At 67.1% G+C, this 15,825-nt stretch carries 14 protein-coding genes; 6 read left to right on the top strand and 8 right to left on the bottom strand.

The genetic code is table 11. From position 1 onward, the window contains the following. Positions 1-199: 199 nt before the first annotated feature. On the bottom strand, positions 200-868 hold the full coding sequence (locus AC07WJ_RS07680; RefSeq protein WP_494933970.1) for a GntR family transcriptional regulator: 669 nt from the start codon (positions 866-868) through the stop codon (positions 200-202). Between the two features lie 216 nt (positions 869-1,084). Between AC07WJ_RS07680 and AC07WJ_RS07675 the strand changes: the two genes are divergently transcribed. The 5 genes from AC07WJ_RS07675 (at position 1,085) to AC07WJ_RS07655 (ending at position 6,356) form a co-directional block, all read left to right on the top strand. Continuing rightward, a complete protein-coding gene (locus AC07WJ_RS07675) occupies positions 1,085-1,708 on the top strand; it encodes a TRAP transporter small permease (RefSeq protein ID WP_494933969.1) in 624 nt (207 codons plus the stop codon). A gap of 1 nt (position 1,709) precedes the next feature. Next, the gene (locus tag AC07WJ_RS07670; RefSeq protein ID WP_494933968.1) at positions 1,710-2,975 is read left to right on the top strand and encodes a TRAP transporter large permease; all 1,266 of its coding nucleotides are present in this window, start codon (positions 1,710-1,712) and stop codon (positions 2,973-2,975) included. Positions 2,976-3,007: 32 nt separating this feature from the next. Continuing rightward, positions 3,008-4,000: a TRAP transporter substrate-binding protein gene (locus AC07WJ_RS07665; RefSeq protein WP_494933967.1), complete on the top strand. Its 993-nt coding sequence runs from the start codon at positions 3,008-3,010 to the stop codon at positions 3,998-4,000. A gap of 64 nt (positions 4,001-4,064) precedes the next feature. Further along, positions 4,065-4,994 carry a dihydrodipicolinate synthase family protein gene (locus tag AC07WJ_RS07660; RefSeq protein ID WP_494933966.1) on the top strand — a complete coding sequence of 310 codons (930 nt, stop codon included), beginning with the start codon at positions 4,065-4,067 and terminating at the stop codon, positions 4,992-4,994. 126 nt (positions 4,995-5,120) lie between these two features. Then, on the top strand, positions 5,121-6,356 hold the full coding sequence (locus tag AC07WJ_RS07655; RefSeq protein ID WP_494933965.1) for a diguanylate cyclase domain-containing protein: 1,236 nt from the start codon (positions 5,121-5,123) through the stop codon (positions 6,354-6,356). Between the two features lie 17 nt (positions 6,357-6,373). Here AC07WJ_RS07655 and AC07WJ_RS07650 read toward each other — a convergent pair whose 3' ends face one another. From AC07WJ_RS07650 to AC07WJ_RS07625, 6 genes are all read right to left on the bottom strand, one after another. Further along, on the bottom strand, positions 6,374-7,297 hold the full coding sequence (locus AC07WJ_RS07650) for an alpha/beta hydrolase (protein ID WP_494933964.1): 924 nt from the start codon (positions 7,295-7,297) through the stop codon (positions 6,374-6,376). Positions 7,298-7,336: 39 nt separating this feature from the next. After that, positions 7,337-7,900 carry a hypothetical protein gene (locus AC07WJ_RS07645; protein WP_494933963.1) on the bottom strand — a complete coding sequence of 188 codons (564 nt, stop codon included), beginning with the start codon at positions 7,898-7,900 and terminating at the stop codon, positions 7,337-7,339. 23 nt (positions 7,901-7,923) lie between these two features. Then, positions 7,924-9,231 carry an MFS transporter gene (locus AC07WJ_RS07640; RefSeq protein ID WP_494933962.1) on the bottom strand — a complete coding sequence of 436 codons (1,308 nt, stop codon included), beginning with the start codon at positions 9,229-9,231 and terminating at the stop codon, positions 7,924-7,926. Positions 9,232-9,297: 66 nt separating this feature from the next. Then, entirely contained in the window at positions 9,298-11,070 is a 1,773-nt protein-coding gene (locus AC07WJ_RS07635; protein WP_494933961.1) for a hydantoinase B/oxoprolinase family protein, read from the bottom strand. Positions 11,071-11,081: 11 nt separating this feature from the next. Next, positions 11,082-13,142: a hydantoinase/oxoprolinase family protein gene (locus AC07WJ_RS07630; protein ID WP_494933960.1), complete on the bottom strand. Its 2,061-nt coding sequence runs from the start codon at positions 13,140-13,142 to the stop codon at positions 11,082-11,084. Positions 13,143-13,256: 114 nt separating this feature from the next. Then, positions 13,257-14,171 (bottom strand): LysR family transcriptional regulator, encoded by a 915-nt coding sequence (locus AC07WJ_RS07625; RefSeq protein ID WP_494933959.1) that lies wholly within the window; start codon positions 14,169-14,171, stop codon positions 13,257-13,259. 152 nt (positions 14,172-14,323) lie between these two features. Between AC07WJ_RS07625 and AC07WJ_RS07620 the strand changes: the two genes are divergently transcribed. Continuing rightward, positions 14,324-15,331, top strand: a complete 1,008-nt coding sequence (locus AC07WJ_RS07620) for a 4-hydroxyproline epimerase (protein ID WP_494933958.1) — start codon at positions 14,324-14,326, stop codon at positions 15,329-15,331. A gap of 12 nt (positions 15,332-15,343) precedes the next feature. Here the strand turns inward: AC07WJ_RS07620 and AC07WJ_RS07615 are convergent, their stop codons facing one another. Continuing rightward, positions 15,344-15,739, bottom strand: coding sequence for a hypothetical protein (locus AC07WJ_RS07615; protein WP_494933957.1), 396 nt, complete (start codon positions 15,737-15,739; stop codon positions 15,344-15,346). Positions 15,740-15,825: the final 86 nt, after the last annotated feature.

The following is a 15,825-nucleotide window of genomic DNA, read 5'->3' as shown; positions in this document are numbered from 1 at the left end:
CAGGCTTGAGAAGCCGAAATGTCGAATATGAAACGAAATAACGGACAAAAAATTTCGCATTGCTCTAAATCAAACAAAAGCAAATCAGCGTCAAATAATCGCGACGCAGGGGCTACAAGCCTGCCGCACTGGCCCTTCCGTCATTTCGTCGGGCGCACCCCGGCGCATTAGACTTGGCGACGGAGGCGACGATTGGCCCTCAACGCAGCGACGGCGCCCTGCCCAGGACGCGCAGCAGATCGGCATGGACCGCCGCGATATGCTGTTGCAGGAAACCGCAGGCCGCCTTGATCTTGCCGGCACGGCACAGCGCGATCAGTTCGCCATGCTCGCGCTCGGCCGTCCCCATGGCTTCGGTCCGGCTGAGCTGAACCCGGGTGTAGCGGTCGCTGGTCTGCAAGAGCGAGATGACGATCGCCTGCGTCCGCGGCTGTTTCGCCCGGGCATAGAGCGCCATGTGGAAATCGGCGTTGAGCACGCCCCAGCGACTGACGTCATGGGCGGCGATCGCGCCGACGAACTGCTTCTGGATCGCGTCGAGCCTGGCGAAATCCTGCGTATCGAACAGAGGTGCCGACTGCGCCAGCATGCGCGGCTCGAGAATGGCGCGTAGCTCGAACACGTCGTTGATCTCGTCGAGCGACAGCTCGGAGACGATCGCGCCCTTGTGCGGCGCGATCCGGACCAGGCCTTCGGCCTCCAGCTGAAACAGCGCCTCGCGGACCGGAATGCGGCTCACCCCGTAGGTCTCGGCGAGCGCGTCCTGGCGCAGTTGGGCGCCGGCCACGTGGGACCCGTCGAGGATCGCCTGACGCAATTGGTCGGCGATCGCGGCGGACAGGGTCTTGTGCTTCAGGGGAACGTTCATGCGAGACCCACCTTACAGCATTTTGCGCCGGGCGCAGCATCGGAAAGAGGGAGGAAAATGCGCCAGAACAAGGAGTTACCACGACGTGGCGGAGCGGCCGGCGGCCCGCGCCCGACGCTGGAGAAATTGCTTCGCCGGCGCTTGACTCGGATATTGTATAAAATCTACGATCCGAAAATTCCAGAGCAAAACGCACTCAAAAAAGCGAGGGCATCGATGATCGAACACGCGATCCCATCACCGGCGGTCATCGCGCCCTATCGGCTGATCACCTGCGCCTCCAACCGGCTGCTGGCCGCCGAGCGCCTGGCGATCATGGGCCTCATGTTTCTTCTGACCGGGCTGATCCTGGTCAATGTGGTGACCCGCTACACCGGCTTTCCGATCTATTGGATCGACGAATCGGCTGTTTATTCGGTGGTCTGGCTGACCTTCATCGGCGCCTCCGCGATGACCCGCCTCAGGCTCGATTTCGCGGTGACCATGCTGACCGAGCGCCTGCCGGCCCGGGCGATGAAGATTGCCAAGGTGATCTCGACCGGCGCGGTCGTCGCCTTCGGCCTGGCGCTCGCCGCCATGTGCTGGCTGTGGATGGACCCCGTCGGCATCGCGCGCGCCGGTTTCGACGCCCGCGAGTTCGCCGGCGAGACCTTCAACTTCCTCTATACCGAGCGCACCCAGACGCTGAACTGGCCGACCTGGGTGCTCTACCTGATCCTGCCGATCTTCGCGGTTTCGATGACCGTGCACGGCGCCGCCAACATCCTGGAGGACCTGGAGTTCGTGCCCAGGGCGGCCCATCCCGGCTTCCGGCTCTCCGATGTCGACGCGGTGAACTGACATGGTCACGTCCGCAGCCTTCATGGTCATCATGCTGGTCGGCGTGCCGATCGGTCTCTGCCTCTGCATCGCCGGCATGGTCTACATCGTCGCTTCCGGCAATCCGCTGCTGTTCCAGAGCTTTCCGCTGCAGCTGTTCGGCGGCGTCGACAGCTACGGCCTGATCGCCATTCCGCTGTTCATCCTGATCGGCGAGATCATGAATGGCGGCGGCATCACCAAGCGCATCATCGACCTCGCCATGGCCTTCATCGGCCAGCTCCGCGGCGGGCTCGCCTATGTCAACATCCTCGCCAACATGTTCGTCTCCTCGATCCTGGGATCGGCGACCGCGCAGGTCGCGATCATGGCCCAGATCATGGTCCCGGAAATGGAGAAGAAGGGCTACGACAAGACCTTCGCCGCCGGCCTGACCGCCTATGGCGGCATGCTCGGCCCGATCATCCCGCCCTCGGTCATGTTCGTCGTCTACAGCGTGCTGGCCCAGGTCTCGGTCAGCGACATGCTGATCGCCGGCATCCTGCCCGGCGTGGTGCTGACCGCCCTGTTCTGCGTGGTCATTGCGCTGATGGGTTATGTCTACAACTACCCGCGCGCCGAACCGATGACGCTGCGCGAGCGCGTCACCACCATTCTCGGCGCCTGCCCGACCCTGCTCATCCCGATCGTCATCGTCGGCTCGATCCTCGGCGGCCTCGCCAATGCCACCGAATCCGCCGCCGTCGGCACCATCGCCGCGGCGCTGGTCGGCCGCTACTGGACCAAGGAGTTCTCGTTCTCCCGGCTGCCCGAAATGATGCTGCGCGCCGGCATCTATTCCGCCGTCGTGCTGTTCCTGGTCGCCGCGGCCGCGGTGTTCTCCTGGGTTCTGATCTTCGGCAAGGTGCCGCAGGAGGCCGCCGCCTGGATCCAGTCGGTCGCCAAGGATCCGATCAGCTTCATGCTGCTGGTCAATGTCATCCTGCTGGTCATCGGCACCGTCATCGACGGCATTCCCGGCCTGATCATGACCGTGCCGATCCTGCTGCCGATCGCCACCGAGGTCTACCACATCGACCCCCGGCAGTTCGGCGTGGTGGTGGTGGTCAACCTGGTGCTCGGCCTGCTGTCGCCCCCCGTCGGCCTCTGCTTCTTCGTCGCCGCCGCGGTCACCGGCGCCAAGCCCGGCAAGATGTTCCTCGTCACCATGCCGTTCTTCGCCGTCTCCTGCGTCCTGCTCGTGCTGCTGTCGCTCTATCCGTTCCTGTCGCTCGCCCTCCTGAAATGACCGCCACTGCCTCGAACCCACCGGAGTGATCCATGACCCTCAGCCGTCGTCATCTCATCACGGCCGCCGCCGCCGGCATTGCCTTTCCGCTGGCCGCGCCGTCGCTGGCGCTCGCCCAGGCGCGCGAATTCCGCCTGGGCATCCTCACTCCCAACGGCCATCCCTGGAACAAGGCGGCGCTGAAGGTCGGTGATCTCCTGAAGGCCGAGACCAATGGCCGCCTGTCGCTGACCGTGTTCCATTCCGGCCAGCTCGGCAACGAAGCCGCCATGCTGCAGCAGATGCAGTCGGGCGCCCTCGATATGGGCTGGATCATGGCCGCCGAACTCGGCTCGCGCGTGCCGGCGATTGCCGCGATCACCGCGCCCTATGTGGTCGATTCGACACCGAAGATCGCCAAGCTGGTGCGCCATCCCGTGGCGATGAAGCTCTTCGACGTGCTGCCGCGCGAGACCGGCACGGTCGGCCTGGCCTGGGGCACCACCGGCATGCGCGCGATCTTCTCGGCGCGCGACATTTCAACGCTCGCCGATATCCGCGGCATGAAGCTGCGCATCAATGCGACGCCGGTCTATCGCGACTTCTACCAGGCGCTCGGCGCCGCGCCGACGCCAATCCCGACGCCCGCCGTGTTCGACGCCATGACCAATGGCCAGGTCGACGGCCTGGAGGCCGATCTCGAATTCTCCTGGAACCAGCGCTTCGACAAGGTGTCCAAGGTCATCCTGCAGATGAATGCCGTGTTCATGCCGATGATCGCGCTGGTCTCCGGCCGCGTCTGGCAGACCGTGCCGGCGGCCGATCGCGAACTGATCACCAAGGCGGTCAAGACCGCGCTGGATGCCCAGGTCGACGAACTCGCGCTGAACGAACCGAAGCTCATCGAGCAATTCCGCGCCGCCCCCATTCCGATCCGCACCGCCAATGTCGCCGACGCCCAGGCGGTCATCCAGGAATTCGACAAGATCTGGCTGCCCAAGGCGCCGGTTCTCGCCGACCTGCGCAAGGTCGGCGCCAGCCTCTGAGCCCTCTCCCGTTCATCGTTTCAGGGGCGAGGCCCGCCGCCTCCCCTGCCTTTGGAGACCACCAATGAGCCCGCGCATTTCCTGGGAAGGCGTCTTCCCGGCCGTCACCACCCAGTTCCACGACGACCTCTCCCTCGACATCGACGCCACCGCCAAGGTCATGGACGGCCTGATCCGCGACGGCGTCTCCGGCCTGATCATCTGCGGCTCGGTCGGCGAGAACACCTCGCTCGAGCGCAAGGAGAAGGTCGCCATCATGGAGGCGGCGAAATCGGTCGCCGCCGGCCGCGTGCCGGTGCTCTCGGGCATCGCCGAATTCACCACCGCCTTCGCGGTCGAGACCGCCAGGGAAGCGGCACGTGTCGGTATCGACGGCATCATGGTCATGCCGGCCCTGGTCTATTCGTCCAAGCCGCATGAAACCGCCGCGCATTTCCGCGCGGTCGCTTCCGCCACCGATCTGCCGGTCATGCTCTACAACAACCCGCCGATCTACAAGAACGACGTGACGCCCGACATCCTGGTGACGCTTGCCGATGTCGAGACGGTGGTCTGCTTCAAGGATTCCTCCGGCGACACCCGCCGCTTCATCGACACGCGCAACAAGGTCGGCGATCGCTTCGTGCTGTTCGCCGGCCTCGACGACGTCATCGTCGAGAGCGTCGCCATGGGTGCCGCGGGCTGGGTCTCGGGCATGTCGAACGCCTTCCCGCGCGAGGGCGAGACCCTGTTCCGGCTGGCCAAGCAGGGCCGTTTCGCCGAGGCCATGCCGCTCTATGAATGGTTCATGCCGCTCCTGCATCTCGACGCCCGGCCGGACCTCGTCCAGTGCATCAAGCTGTGCGAGCACATCATGGGCCGCGGCACCTGGCTGACCCGTCCGCCGCGGCTGGCCCTGCTGCCCAACGAAAAGGCCGAGGTCGAGGCGATCATGGCCGCCGCCCTGAAGAGCCGGCCTGTGCTGCCCGATGTCGGGCTGAAAATCGCGGCCTGACGCAGCACGTCACATAACGCTCCTCCGCATTTGCTGGCCATTAAGCACGATGCGGAGGGGCGCGGCCGGGGTTAACCCGCTGTTGAGCGCCGTCGGGTCCTTTGCCCCTCGACCCAGGGGCGTTCGATGGACAGGACCGCGACGACATTCAGCCTGCCGACCTGGCGCGTCACGCGCTGGCTGGTCGAGCCGGGCGCCGGCGTTCCCGACAATATTCGCCAGGCCCTGATCGCCAGCCTGTTCGGCACGCTGCCGATCTTCGCCGGCGGTGTCATCAACACCATCCTGGTGTCCGGCGCCATCGCCCTGCGCAAACCGGAACCGCTGTTCATCGCCTGGCTCTGCCTGGAAATCATCCTGTGCCTGTCGCGCCTGGCCGTGCTGCTGGTCGCGCAACGGGCCGTGGCCGAGGGCCGCAAGACACCGACCGACATTTCCATCATTCTCGCGGTGTGCTGGGGCGCCAGTGTCGGCTTCGGCACCTTTCTCGGCATGACCTGCGGCGACTGGGTGATCGCCACCCTGACCTGCCTGTCGGCTGCCGCCATGGTCGGCGGCATCTGCTTCCGCAATTTCGGCGCGCCGCGCATGGCCGCGATCATGATCGTGCTCAGCCTTGGCCCCTGTTGCCTCGGCGCGCTCTTTTCCGGCGAATTGATGCTGCTCGTCGTCTTCCTGCAGATCCCCTTCTATCTCTACAGCATGAGCGCCGCCTCGTTCCGGCTCAACCGGATGCTGGTCTCGACCATGATCGCCGAGCAGGAAAATGCCCATCGCGCGCGCCACGATGCCCTGACGGGGCTGTCGAACCGTACCGGCCTGACCACCGCGATGAGCGACCGGCTGAAGGCGCATGGCGATGGCCAGGCGCACCTGGCCCTGTTCTACCTCGACCTCGACGGTTTCAAGACGGTCAACGATACCTATGGCCATGCCGCCGGCGACCGCGTGCTGCAGATGGTCGCCGACAGGCTGAACCGGCTGGTGCGCATCGGCGACGTCACCGCCCGGCTCGGCGGCGACGAATTCGTCGTGCTGGCCGAGGCCATCGATCCGACCGCGGCGGCCGGTTTCGGCGAACGGCTGATCCATGAGATCGCCGGCAAATACGATCTCGGCCAGGGCGCCGAGGCCTTGATCGGCGTCAGCATCGGCATCGCCTGCGCGCCCGACCATGGCACCGATGTCGCGACCTTGCTGGCCGCCGCCGACGCGGCGCTCTATGTCGCGAAATCCCTGGGCAAATGCCGCTGCGCTCTGGCAACTCCGGGCGTCACCGCGGCGAGCCCGCTCTGGGCTGCGCTGCCTCCCGCCCGCGACGCCGCGACCGGATCAGCCCCGGGCAACCGCTCGGCGGCCTAGGCGTCCAGGCCCGGCGCTCATCCGTCGAGATGGGTTCCGAGCCATTCGCCGAGGCGCGCCATGGCCGTCCGCGCCATGCCGACCCGACCGGTATGGCGCATGAAGCCGTGCGCCATGCCCCTGTAGGGTTCACATGTCGCATCGACGCCGGCGGCCTTGAGCTTGGCCGCGAGAGCCGCGCCTTCGCTGAACAGCACGTCGAGCTCGGCCAACTGGATGAGCGTCGGCGGCAGGCCGGAAAGGCCGGCACGAAGCGGTGCGGCATAAGGATGGTGCCTCAGCGCCTGCCCCGGTGCATAGGCTTCCCAGAACCCGCGCATGAGGTCGCGGGTGAGAAAGCAGCCTTCGGCGAATTCCCGGTAGCTCGGGGTTGCGAGGTCGAAGTCGCAGACCGGATAGAAGGTCGCGACGGCCTTCAGGATGTCCTCGCCTCTGTCGCGCAGGCAGAGCGCGACACCGAGGGCGAGGTTCCCGCCGGCGGAATCTCCCGCCACGGCCAGGCGCCCCGCGTCGATGTCGAGGCTTGGGCCGTTCAGCCGGATCCAGTGTGTGACGTCCGCGCACTCCTCCAGCGCGTGCGGGAACCGGGCTTCGGGCGACAGGGCGTAGTCGACACTGATGACCGCCGCGCCCGCGGCAAGCGCGATCTCCCGCGCCAGCCGATCATGTGTCTCGATCGAGGAGCGAACCCATCCTCCCCCGTGGAAGAATACAACCGCCGGCAGGCGCTTGCCGGCGTTCGGCCGGTAGTGCCGGCATTGCACGCGCCGGCCCCGCGCGGGCACCCAGATGTCGGATACCGAAAAAACCGCGGGACGCTGCTCATTGGCAAACAGGGTCGCCGCGTCGAGGCGTTCGCGTTGCCAGGCAAAGGGCAGATCCTGGTCGATCGGTCCCGCCCGCAGCGCCTCGCGCTCGATGAGCTTCAGGACCTCCAGCATTTCGGGGTCCCACCTTGGGTCGTTCTTCACGGGCACCGGTCAGTCCTGTTCGGCCTCGACGAAGGCAGAGACTGGACCGGACAGGAAGAAGAATTCAATGCCGGACCTGGCGCCGCCGTCGCGCGGCGTGAAACCCGGCACCGGCCTGGCGGTGTGGAAAAGGCCCAGATAGACGCCCGCTGCCGCGACGCGGATCTCGTCGATGAGGTCGAGCCCGCCGCCCCAGTTGGGGAAAGCCGAATAGTGCATGACGAGCGAGGGGCGGCGATCGACCGTCGACGGCGCGATGTTCCAGACGAACCGCGAAAGCCGGCATATCTCTCCGGCTTTCGTCCGGTAGCGGTTCAGCCCGTGACCCATGTGACGGCCGAAGGCCTCGGGCTTGTAGGATTTTCCGAGCCAGTAATCCTTTCCGAGGCTCGCCATCGTCGATCGCCACTCGGCACTGCTGTAACCGGGCAGGGCAGAGATGAATTCGCCGTCCATTTCGGCGACCGTCGGAGCCGGCAGCGTCCTGAACAGCGCGTCCAGCTCGTCCCGCGTGAGCTGAGCGAGCGTCTCGAAGCTCCACCCGGGCGGCGTCTTTGCGGTGGCCTGTGCCATGCTGCTATCCTCCTTCCCGCAATTCACGCGCTGCGCATCGTCTTGAGATCGATCCCGCGCGTCTCGCGCATGGTCAGGATCAGCCCGACCGCGATGACGTTGAGGACGACGGTATAGGCGGTGAAGGCCCAGGGCATGCCCTGCGCGCTCAGCCACGTATTCAGGTAGGGCGCCGTGCCGCCAAAAATGGCCCCGCCGAGCGAACTGGCGATGCCGATCGAAACGGAGCGGGAGCCCGTCGAAACCTGCTCCGCCATCCACGCCGGCCAGATGGCACCGAGGGAGGCCCACAGGACCAGCGCGATCGACTGAGCGACGAAGAGCGACCAGGCCGACGAATTGAGCAGGCTGAGCAACCAGAAGGAGATCAGGGCGAAGCCGCCGCAGGTGAGCAGCGCCATCGGTTTGCGGCCGAAGCGGTCCGACAGCGCGCCGAAGATCGGGAAGGCCAGCATGCCGATCACCTGCGCCGCCAGCGTCGCCCGGAACGCTTCCGCGGCCGGCACCTTCTGGATGGTGATCGCGTAGGTCGAGGCGAAGGTCAGCCAGGTCGCATAGACGACGTTGGACGCGCCCAGGATCAGGACCAGCCTCGTGCAGCTCCACAGCAGCGAGGCCGTGCTTTCCGGTGCGGCGGTCCGCTCCGTCGGCTTCTGCTCGGCCTCGAACACCTCGGTCTCGATGGCGGAGCGGCGCAGATAATAGGCATAGACGCCCACCGCCGCCCCGACGAGGAAGGGTATGCGCCAGCCCCAGGACGCGAGCTGTTCCACCGTCAGGCTCTGGGTCAGGGTGACGCCGAACAGGGTGGCGAGGATGACGCCGAAGGCGATGCTGGTGAAAACGGTGCTCGACCAGAGCCCGCGGGACCTGGGCGGCGCGATCTCGCTCACATAGACATAGGCTGCCGCGCTCTCCCCGCCATGGGCGAGCCCCTGGATGATCCGCGCCACCACGAGGAGGACCGAGGCGGCGGCGCCGATGCTCGCATAGCTCGGTATGACCGCGATCATCAAGCTGCCGAACGCCATTGCCATCATCGACACCACCAGCGCGATGCGGCGGCCTCGCCTGTCGGCGAAGCGGCCGAACAGCAGCCCTCCGATCGGGCGGGCGACAAAGCCGACGGCGAAGATCGCGAGCGTTTGCAGGAGCGCCGAAAGCGGGTCGGTCGGCGCGAAGAGCGCGCGCGCGATATAGGGGGCGAAGGTCGCGTAGACAGTCCAATCGAACCATTCGAGGACATTGCCCGTGATCGTCGCGCGCAGCGAGCGAAGGCGATTGGCGTCAACGCCCGCGGATGCGTTCTGTATCGATGACGTGATCGTCACTGTTTCCTCCCATCGTTGGGATGATTGCTTGGATCACCCCGTTTCTGTTGATTGATGTCGGCCGTCTTACTGCTCGTCCTCCATGGCTCTCCGCCGGATCCGCGTCGCTTCGGCGTCGAGCGCGCCGGCCGGGTCGAGGACGACGCCATAGGCATCGACGGCGTGGGCGGCCGTTACGTAGCCGGCTTCGATATCCGCCAGCACATGTGCGACGTCGCGTTGGTGGGGTGGTCCGTAGCCGCCGCCGCCGCCGGAGGCGACACGCAACCGGTCACCGGCCTCGAGACTGAAACGGCCCTTCCAGGCCCGCGTCGTCTTGCCGTCCTTGCCGATGATATCCACGAAACAGGCGAGGCCGGGCTGTCCGCCGGCGAGCCCCCAGGGTGGACATTGGCCGCGTTCGAACTGCAGGTTCACTTGGCAGGGCGCGACGATCCGATAGGTCTTCTCGACGCCCAGGCCACCGCGCCGGCGGCCGGCGCCGCCGCTGTCCGCCCGCAGCTCCTTCGAGACCAGCAGGAACGGGTAGAGCGCCTCCTGCATCTCGGCGGGAATGTCGGGCACGTCGCCATGGGCATTCGAGCGCAGCGGGAAGGCGCCATCCTCGTCGGCCGTCGCGCCCCAGCCGCCGGTCGCCGTGTCGAGATTGGCGAACAGTTCTCCCGTGCGCGGCAGCCGGCCGAAGAAGGAATGGACGCCATAGGTGCCGTGATGAGCCGCGGCGACATGGTCCGGCAATGCCTGTCCCAGCGCCTTCAGGATGGTATCGACAACGGTCGGGATGGTGTTGCCCGAGCCGCCGATCGGCGCATCCGGGCTGGCGGTGAGGAAGGTGCCATCGGGCGCCTCGACATCCAGGAGGTCGAAGTCGCCCTGGTTCACCGGTTCCTGGGGCGTCAGGACATATTTCGCGGCGATACGGGCCGAGGCGATCGCGCCGCCATTGCGTCCGGCATTCGACGGGCCGCCCATTTGCGGACCGAGGCCCGACAGGTCGACGCCGATACGCCCGTCTTCGGCCCGCACGGCGACGCGGATCGGCACGCGCACGCCCTTCTCGCCGTCAAGGAAGCTCTCGGCGACAAAGGTTCCGGGCCTGGCCTTGGCGATCACCTGGCCGGCCGCGGCCCGCGCCTGCGCGCGCATTGTCGTCAGCGTCGTCCGGAGGAGCGGCGCTCCCCGGCGGCCGGCGATGTCCAGCATCAGGTCCCGGCCGAGCAGGCAGCCGGCCAGCTGCGCTTCCAGATCGCCGAGCAGCAGGCGCGGGAAGCGGCTGTTGGCGGCGCACAGGCGGAAGACGTCCTCGCTGCGCCGTCCGCGATCGAGGAGGCGCATGCAGGGGATTTGCAGGCCCTCCTGCCACACATCGGTCGTCTCGGTTCCCGTGCATGAGCCGGGCGTCGAGCCACCGACATCAATCCAGTGGACGAGAACGCAGAAGAAGCCGAGAAGCGGGCCGTTCGCCTCACCGCCCTCGCGCACGGGCGTGAGCAGGACGACGTTGTTGAGGTGCTGTCCAAGCGTCGCCGCCGAGTTGGTCAGCACGGCATCGCCATGCAAGAGCGTGTCGGCGCCGTGGACGGACAGGGCCTCGCGCACCCCCGTTCCCAAGGCATTGGCGACGAAGATCGGCAGGCTGCCGCGCGACTGGGCGATCAGCGCGCCGTCGGCGTCGACCAGGCCGACGGAATAGTCCTTGTATTCCTGCACGAGCGGGCTGAAGGCGCTGCGCTCGATATTGCGCTCGATCTGGTTCGGGATCGACAGGATCTCATGCCTGAGGATCTCGATCTCGATCGGATCGGCAGCCACGGCTGCTTGGGTGAGGGCGTCGCTCATGGATCGGTTCCTCAGCCTTGTCCGATGGAAATGGTGATCTCGCCGAGCATCCCGACGATGGCCGTGTCACCCGCGCCGATCAGCAGCGTGGAGCTGTATTCCTCGACGATCGCGGGGCCCGTGATCGTGAAGCCCGCCGGCAGATCCGCCCGGCGCCAGACCGGGGCATCGACCCAGCCACGCGATCGCACGGAGAGTTGCCGCGTCTCATGGCGCGGCCCTTGCGATGTCCGAGGCGGCAGGACGGCAAGCGCTGCGAGGCTCGGGCGAGGCGCGTCGCCTTGTGCGATCACGCGCAGGCCCACCACCTCGGGGAAGAAGCCCTGCCCCAGCACGCGACCGAAACGCTTGGCATAGATCGTCTCGAAGGCGGCCAGCAATGCCTCTTCCGAGAGTTCGCCGTCGAAGCCGACCGTCACATTGTGGCGCTGGCCGCGGTAGCGCATGTCGGCCTGCCAGTGAAGCGTCGCCCGTTCATCGCCGAATTCGCGGGCCGCCGCCTCCAGCACCTCCGCTTCGAGTTCTTCGCGCACGGTTGCGAGCGCGGTCATGCCGGCGGGCGAGAGAGCGGCGACGAGCGTGCGGGCGATGTCGATCCGCGCGTGAGCCAGCAGCATGCCGACCGCTGAGAAATTGCCGGGCTGGGGCGGCACGACGACCTGGCGGATGCCGAGCTGGCGGGCAAGCTCCGCGCCGAAGATCGGACCGCCGCCGCCGAAGACGAGCAGCGCAAAGTCGCGGACATCATGGCCGCGCGCCACCGTGATTTCCTTGATCGCCCCCGCCATCAGCGTCGTGGCGAGATCGAGAATGCCCTGGGCGACACGGGTGGTGGCGACCGCGTCGCGGCCGTAGCCGAGCGGTTCGCCCACGCGGTCCTGGATGGCGCGGATCGACGCCTCGCGATCGAGCTTGAGCCGCCCGCCCAGAAACGAGCCGTGACCGATCCGCCCGAGCGCGAGATTGGCGTCCGTCACCGTCGGATCGAGGCCGCCGCGCCCGAAGCAGGCAGGTCCAGGCTCGGAGCCCGCGCTCTTCGGGCCGACGCGCAGACGGCCTTGGCCATCCACCCAGGCGATCGAGCCGCCGCCGGCGCCGACTTCGACAATATCGAGAACCGGGCTGCGGATGGGGAAACCCTGCTCGTAGCCGCCCACCCAATAGGTCGACTGGACCTCGAACTCGCCCTGCTCGACCAGCGCACACTTGGCGGTCGTACCGCCCATGTCGAAGGCGACGACGCGCGCGAGCCCGAGGCCGCGGGCATATTCGGCCGCCGCGATGACGCCGCCGATCGGGCCGGACTCGACCAGTGAGACCGGACGCTCGACGGAGGCACCGAAGGGCATGACCCCACCATTCGAGCCCATCATCGCGAAGGTCCCGGAAAATCCTTCCGCGGAGAGCCGCTCGGAAAACCCGTCGACATATCGGGCAATGGCCGGTCCGACATAGGCATTGGCCGCGGCGGTCGACGAACGCTCGTATTCGAACCATTCGCGCGACAGCGAGGTCGCGGCCGTGACATAGACACCCGGCAGTTGCGCCTTCAGGAGTTCCGCGGCCCGCTGCTCGTGCGCCGGGTTCGCATAGGCATTGAGAAAGGTGACCGCGACCGCCTCGACGCCGGCCGCCCTCAGCACGGGGACCAGCGCCGCCACCTCTTCCTCCGCCAGGGCCTCGATCACCATCCCGTCCGATCCGATTCTTTCGGTCACCTCGAAGCGCAGGGCACGGGGGATGAGCGGCGGTTCGCGACGGCGCTTCGTGTCGAAGGGCGCCGGGCGATTGCCGCGGCCGATTTCCAGCACGTCGCGAAAGCCGCGCGTCGCAACCAGGGCGGCCCGCGCGCCACGGCGCTGAAGGAAGGCATTGATGACATGCGTCGTGCCATGGCGAAGCCAGGCCGCTTCACGCGCCGACCCGCTTGCCTCGGTGATGCCGGCGACGACGCCATCGACCAGATGGCCATAGGTCGTCAGCGTCTTGCCGAACCGGATTTCGCCGGCCCCGGCGTCATAGACGGTGACGTCCGTGAACGTTCCACCCGTGTCCGCGGCGATGAATTGCACCTGGCGTCTCCCCGACCGTTATTATCCTGGTCAGAGAGTGCCGACGGGCGGGGCGAGCGAATAGGCGCGATGCCGGACACATGACAGTGCGGAATCTGCACGAATGCCGGAGCCTCACGGCGACAGGCGGCGATGCAGAAGAAGCAGTTCCTGGGCGATATGATCGGCCAGCAGCCGCGTGCGCAGCGGCACTGCCCGATGGGCCACGAGGACCCACATGGCCGGCGGATCGCCGTCGGGATAGACGCATTTCAGATGCGGCAGCAGCTCGACCAGCTCGCCCGCCGCCAGGGCCTCATGGACGAGCTCCTCGGCGAGGCGCGCAATTCCCAATCCCTGCTTCGCCAGCGCGACGAGCAGCGTCCAGCTGTCGCAGGAGATGTGCGAATTGATCCGTTCGGAGTGGAGACTTCGATCCGCCGCCTCGAACGCCCATTCGGATGGCTCGCTGACCGTCTGCGTCAGGCAAAGGTGGCGTGCGAGATCGGCCGGCGTCTGCGGCGCCGGGTGCGACGCGAGATAGGCCGGCGAGGCGACGAGCCGTCGCCGATAGCCGAAGACGCGCCGGCCGACGAGATTGGCGTCGGGCCGCCGGCCGGCATGCATGGCCAGGTCACAGGCACCGTCGAGCAGGCGAGCCGGTTCCTGGGTGATCGAGATCGCCACGTGAACATCCGGCTGGCGCTGGGCGAAGCTTGCCAGGATCGTCGGCAGGTAGGCGGCCGCTGCATAGTCGTTGGTGGCGAGACGCACGACGCCCGAGGCCTGGCCTTGCATGGCCCCGATCTCGTCCCGCATCTTGTTCCAGTCGAACAGCGCCGAGCGGGCCCAGGTCAGCAGCGCGATGCCGGCCTCGGTGGGAGCCAGCGACCGGGTCGTTCGCAACAGGAGCTTCGCGCCGAACTCGGCTTCCAGCGCCGTCAGGCGCCGGCTCGCGAGAGACGGCGAAAGGCCGAATTCCCGTGCGGCAGCGGCGATGCTGCCCCGATCGATCACCGAACAGAAAAGGCGGAAAGCGTCGATATCCATTTGCGACTACGGCCGGAGCTTCGATGGCGACAGTAGCAGATGTCGGTCATCGATATCGACGCCCGACGGCGAAGGCTTGCTCCGGCGAACACGGGTTGCAAGCCGGCGCGGGCCGCCGCATACCGAGAACGACACCTGAAGCAGGCCGAGCCATGTCCCGCACCACCTTCTTCTGCATCGACGGCCATACCTGCGGCAACCCGGTGCGCGTCGTCACCGGCGGCTCGATCCCGCGGCTTGCCGGCGACACCATGTTCGAGCGGCGCCAGCATTTCCTGCGCGAATTCGACTGGATCCGCACCGGCCTGATGTTCGAGCCCCGCGGTCACGACATGATGTCGGGCGCCATTCTCTACCCGCCGACGCGCGCCGATTGCGACGTCGGCATCCTGTTCATCGAGACATCCGGCTGCCTGCCCATGTGCGGCCATGGCACCATCGGCACGGTGACCACCATCATCGAGCATGGCCTGGTCACGCCGAAGACGCCGGGCCTGCTCAGGCTCGATACGCCGGCTGGCCTGGTCGAGGCGCGTTATGTCCAGGACGGCGCCGCTGTCGACAGCGTCCGGCTGACCAATGTGCCGTCATTCCTGCTCGGTCGCGGCTACGAGGTGGAGGTCGAGGGGCTGGGCGCCATTCAGGTCGATGTCGCCTATGGCGGCAATTTCTACGCCATCGTCGAGCCGCAGCCTGGATATCGCGACCTCGAGGACCTGCAGCCCTCGGACGTGCTGCGCTTCAGCCCGGCGCTGCGCCGTGCCTTCAACGCGCGCCACAAGATCGCTCACCCGGAAAATCCGGCGCTCGATCAGCTCACCCATGTGCTGTGGACCGGCCGGCCGCTTCATGGCGGAACCGCACGCAATGCCGTGTTCTACGGCGACAAGGCGATCGACCGCTCGCCTTGCGGCACCGGGACCTCGGCCCGCATGGCCCAGCTCGCCGCCACCGGCCGGCTCGCCGCGGGCGACGCCTTCGTCCACGAATCGATCATCGGTTCGAAATTCACCGGCCGGATCGAGGGACGCGCCCGCGTCGGCGATCGCGAAGCGATCATCCCCTCGATCGAAGGCTGGGCGCGGGTGACCGGCACCAGCACGATCACCATTGACCAGCGCGACCCCTATTGGGCCGGGTTCCAGGTCGCCGATCGATAGCGCCAGGCCGGCTCAAGGCCGCGGCGCGACCACCGGATAGACCGAGGTGAACGGCTCGATGCGGACGACGCCCGCCGCGAAGACACCGACCTTGGCCATTGGTGCCATGACCAAGGCGCCATCGGCGCCGCGCTGTACCGAATAGCGCCAGAGCGACATCTGTCCCTCAGCGGCGATCTTGCGCGAAATCACTTCCGCCTGGGCCCCCGCGCCGAGCGTCGCCAATTCCGCATCCGGCACGCCGATGAAGATTTCGTCGCGTGGCCCGATCACCTTGAACAGGGCGATGCCGCTGGCGGCCTGGGCGGAACCGACGGCGGAAGCCGCGCTGCCGGCGAGCCCTGCCGTCAGCACGGCGAGGCTGCCGGCCATCAGGCTGCGACGGGCAATCGAGGTCGAGAGGGCCATAACGGGATCTCCTGGCAAATCGGGCGAACAGCTGGAGCCGGCGAGCGGTATCCGTCCGGCGTGTGAGGACGGGTTTCGCGCATCGA

Source organism: Phreatobacter sp. GW821-FHT04C01, from assembly GCF_059420385.1.
This window is presented reverse-complemented; position numbering and strand designations above follow the sequence as displayed.

Bases quoted from the DNA above. Each gene is read 5' to 3' on its own strand.
- AC07WJ_RS07615 (WP_494933957.1), bottom strand. From the start codon at position 15,739: ATGGCCCTCTCGACCTCGATTGCCCGTCGCAGCCTGATGGCCGGCAGC.
- AC07WJ_RS07675 (WP_494933969.1), top strand. From the start codon at position 1,085: ATGATCGAACACGCGATCCCATCACCGGCGGTCATCGCGCCCTATCGG.
- AC07WJ_RS07665 (WP_494933967.1), top strand. From the start codon at position 3,008: ATGACCCTCAGCCGTCGTCATCTCATCACGGCCGCCGCCGCCGGCATT.
- AC07WJ_RS07670 (WP_494933968.1), top strand. From the start codon at position 1,710: ATGGTCACGTCCGCAGCCTTCATGGTCATCATGCTGGTCGGCGTGCCG.
- AC07WJ_RS07650 (WP_494933964.1), bottom strand. From the start codon at position 7,297: ATGCTGGAGGTCCTGAAGCTCATCGAGCGCGAGGCGCTGCGGGCGGGA.
- AC07WJ_RS07625 (WP_494933959.1), bottom strand. From the start codon at position 14,171: ATGGATATCGACGCTTTCCGCCTTTTCTGTTCGGTGATCGATCGGGGC.
- AC07WJ_RS07660 (WP_494933966.1), top strand. From the start codon at position 4,065: ATGAGCCCGCGCATTTCCTGGGAAGGCGTCTTCCCGGCCGTCACCACC.
- AC07WJ_RS07680 (WP_494933970.1), bottom strand. From the start codon at position 868: ATGAACGTTCCCCTGAAGCACAAGACCCTGTCCGCCGCGATCGCCGAC.
- AC07WJ_RS07655 (WP_494933965.1), top strand. From the start codon at position 5,121: ATGGACAGGACCGCGACGACATTCAGCCTGCCGACCTGGCGCGTCACG.
- AC07WJ_RS07620 (WP_494933958.1), top strand. From the start codon at position 14,324: ATGTCCCGCACCACCTTCTTCTGCATCGACGGCCATACCTGCGGCAAC.
- AC07WJ_RS07645 (WP_494933963.1), bottom strand. From the start codon at position 7,900: ATGGCACAGGCCACCGCAAAGACGCCGCCCGGGTGGAGCTTCGAGACG.
- AC07WJ_RS07635 (WP_494933961.1), bottom strand. From the start codon at position 11,070: ATGAGCGACGCCCTCACCCAAGCAGCCGTGGCTGCCGATCCGATCGAG.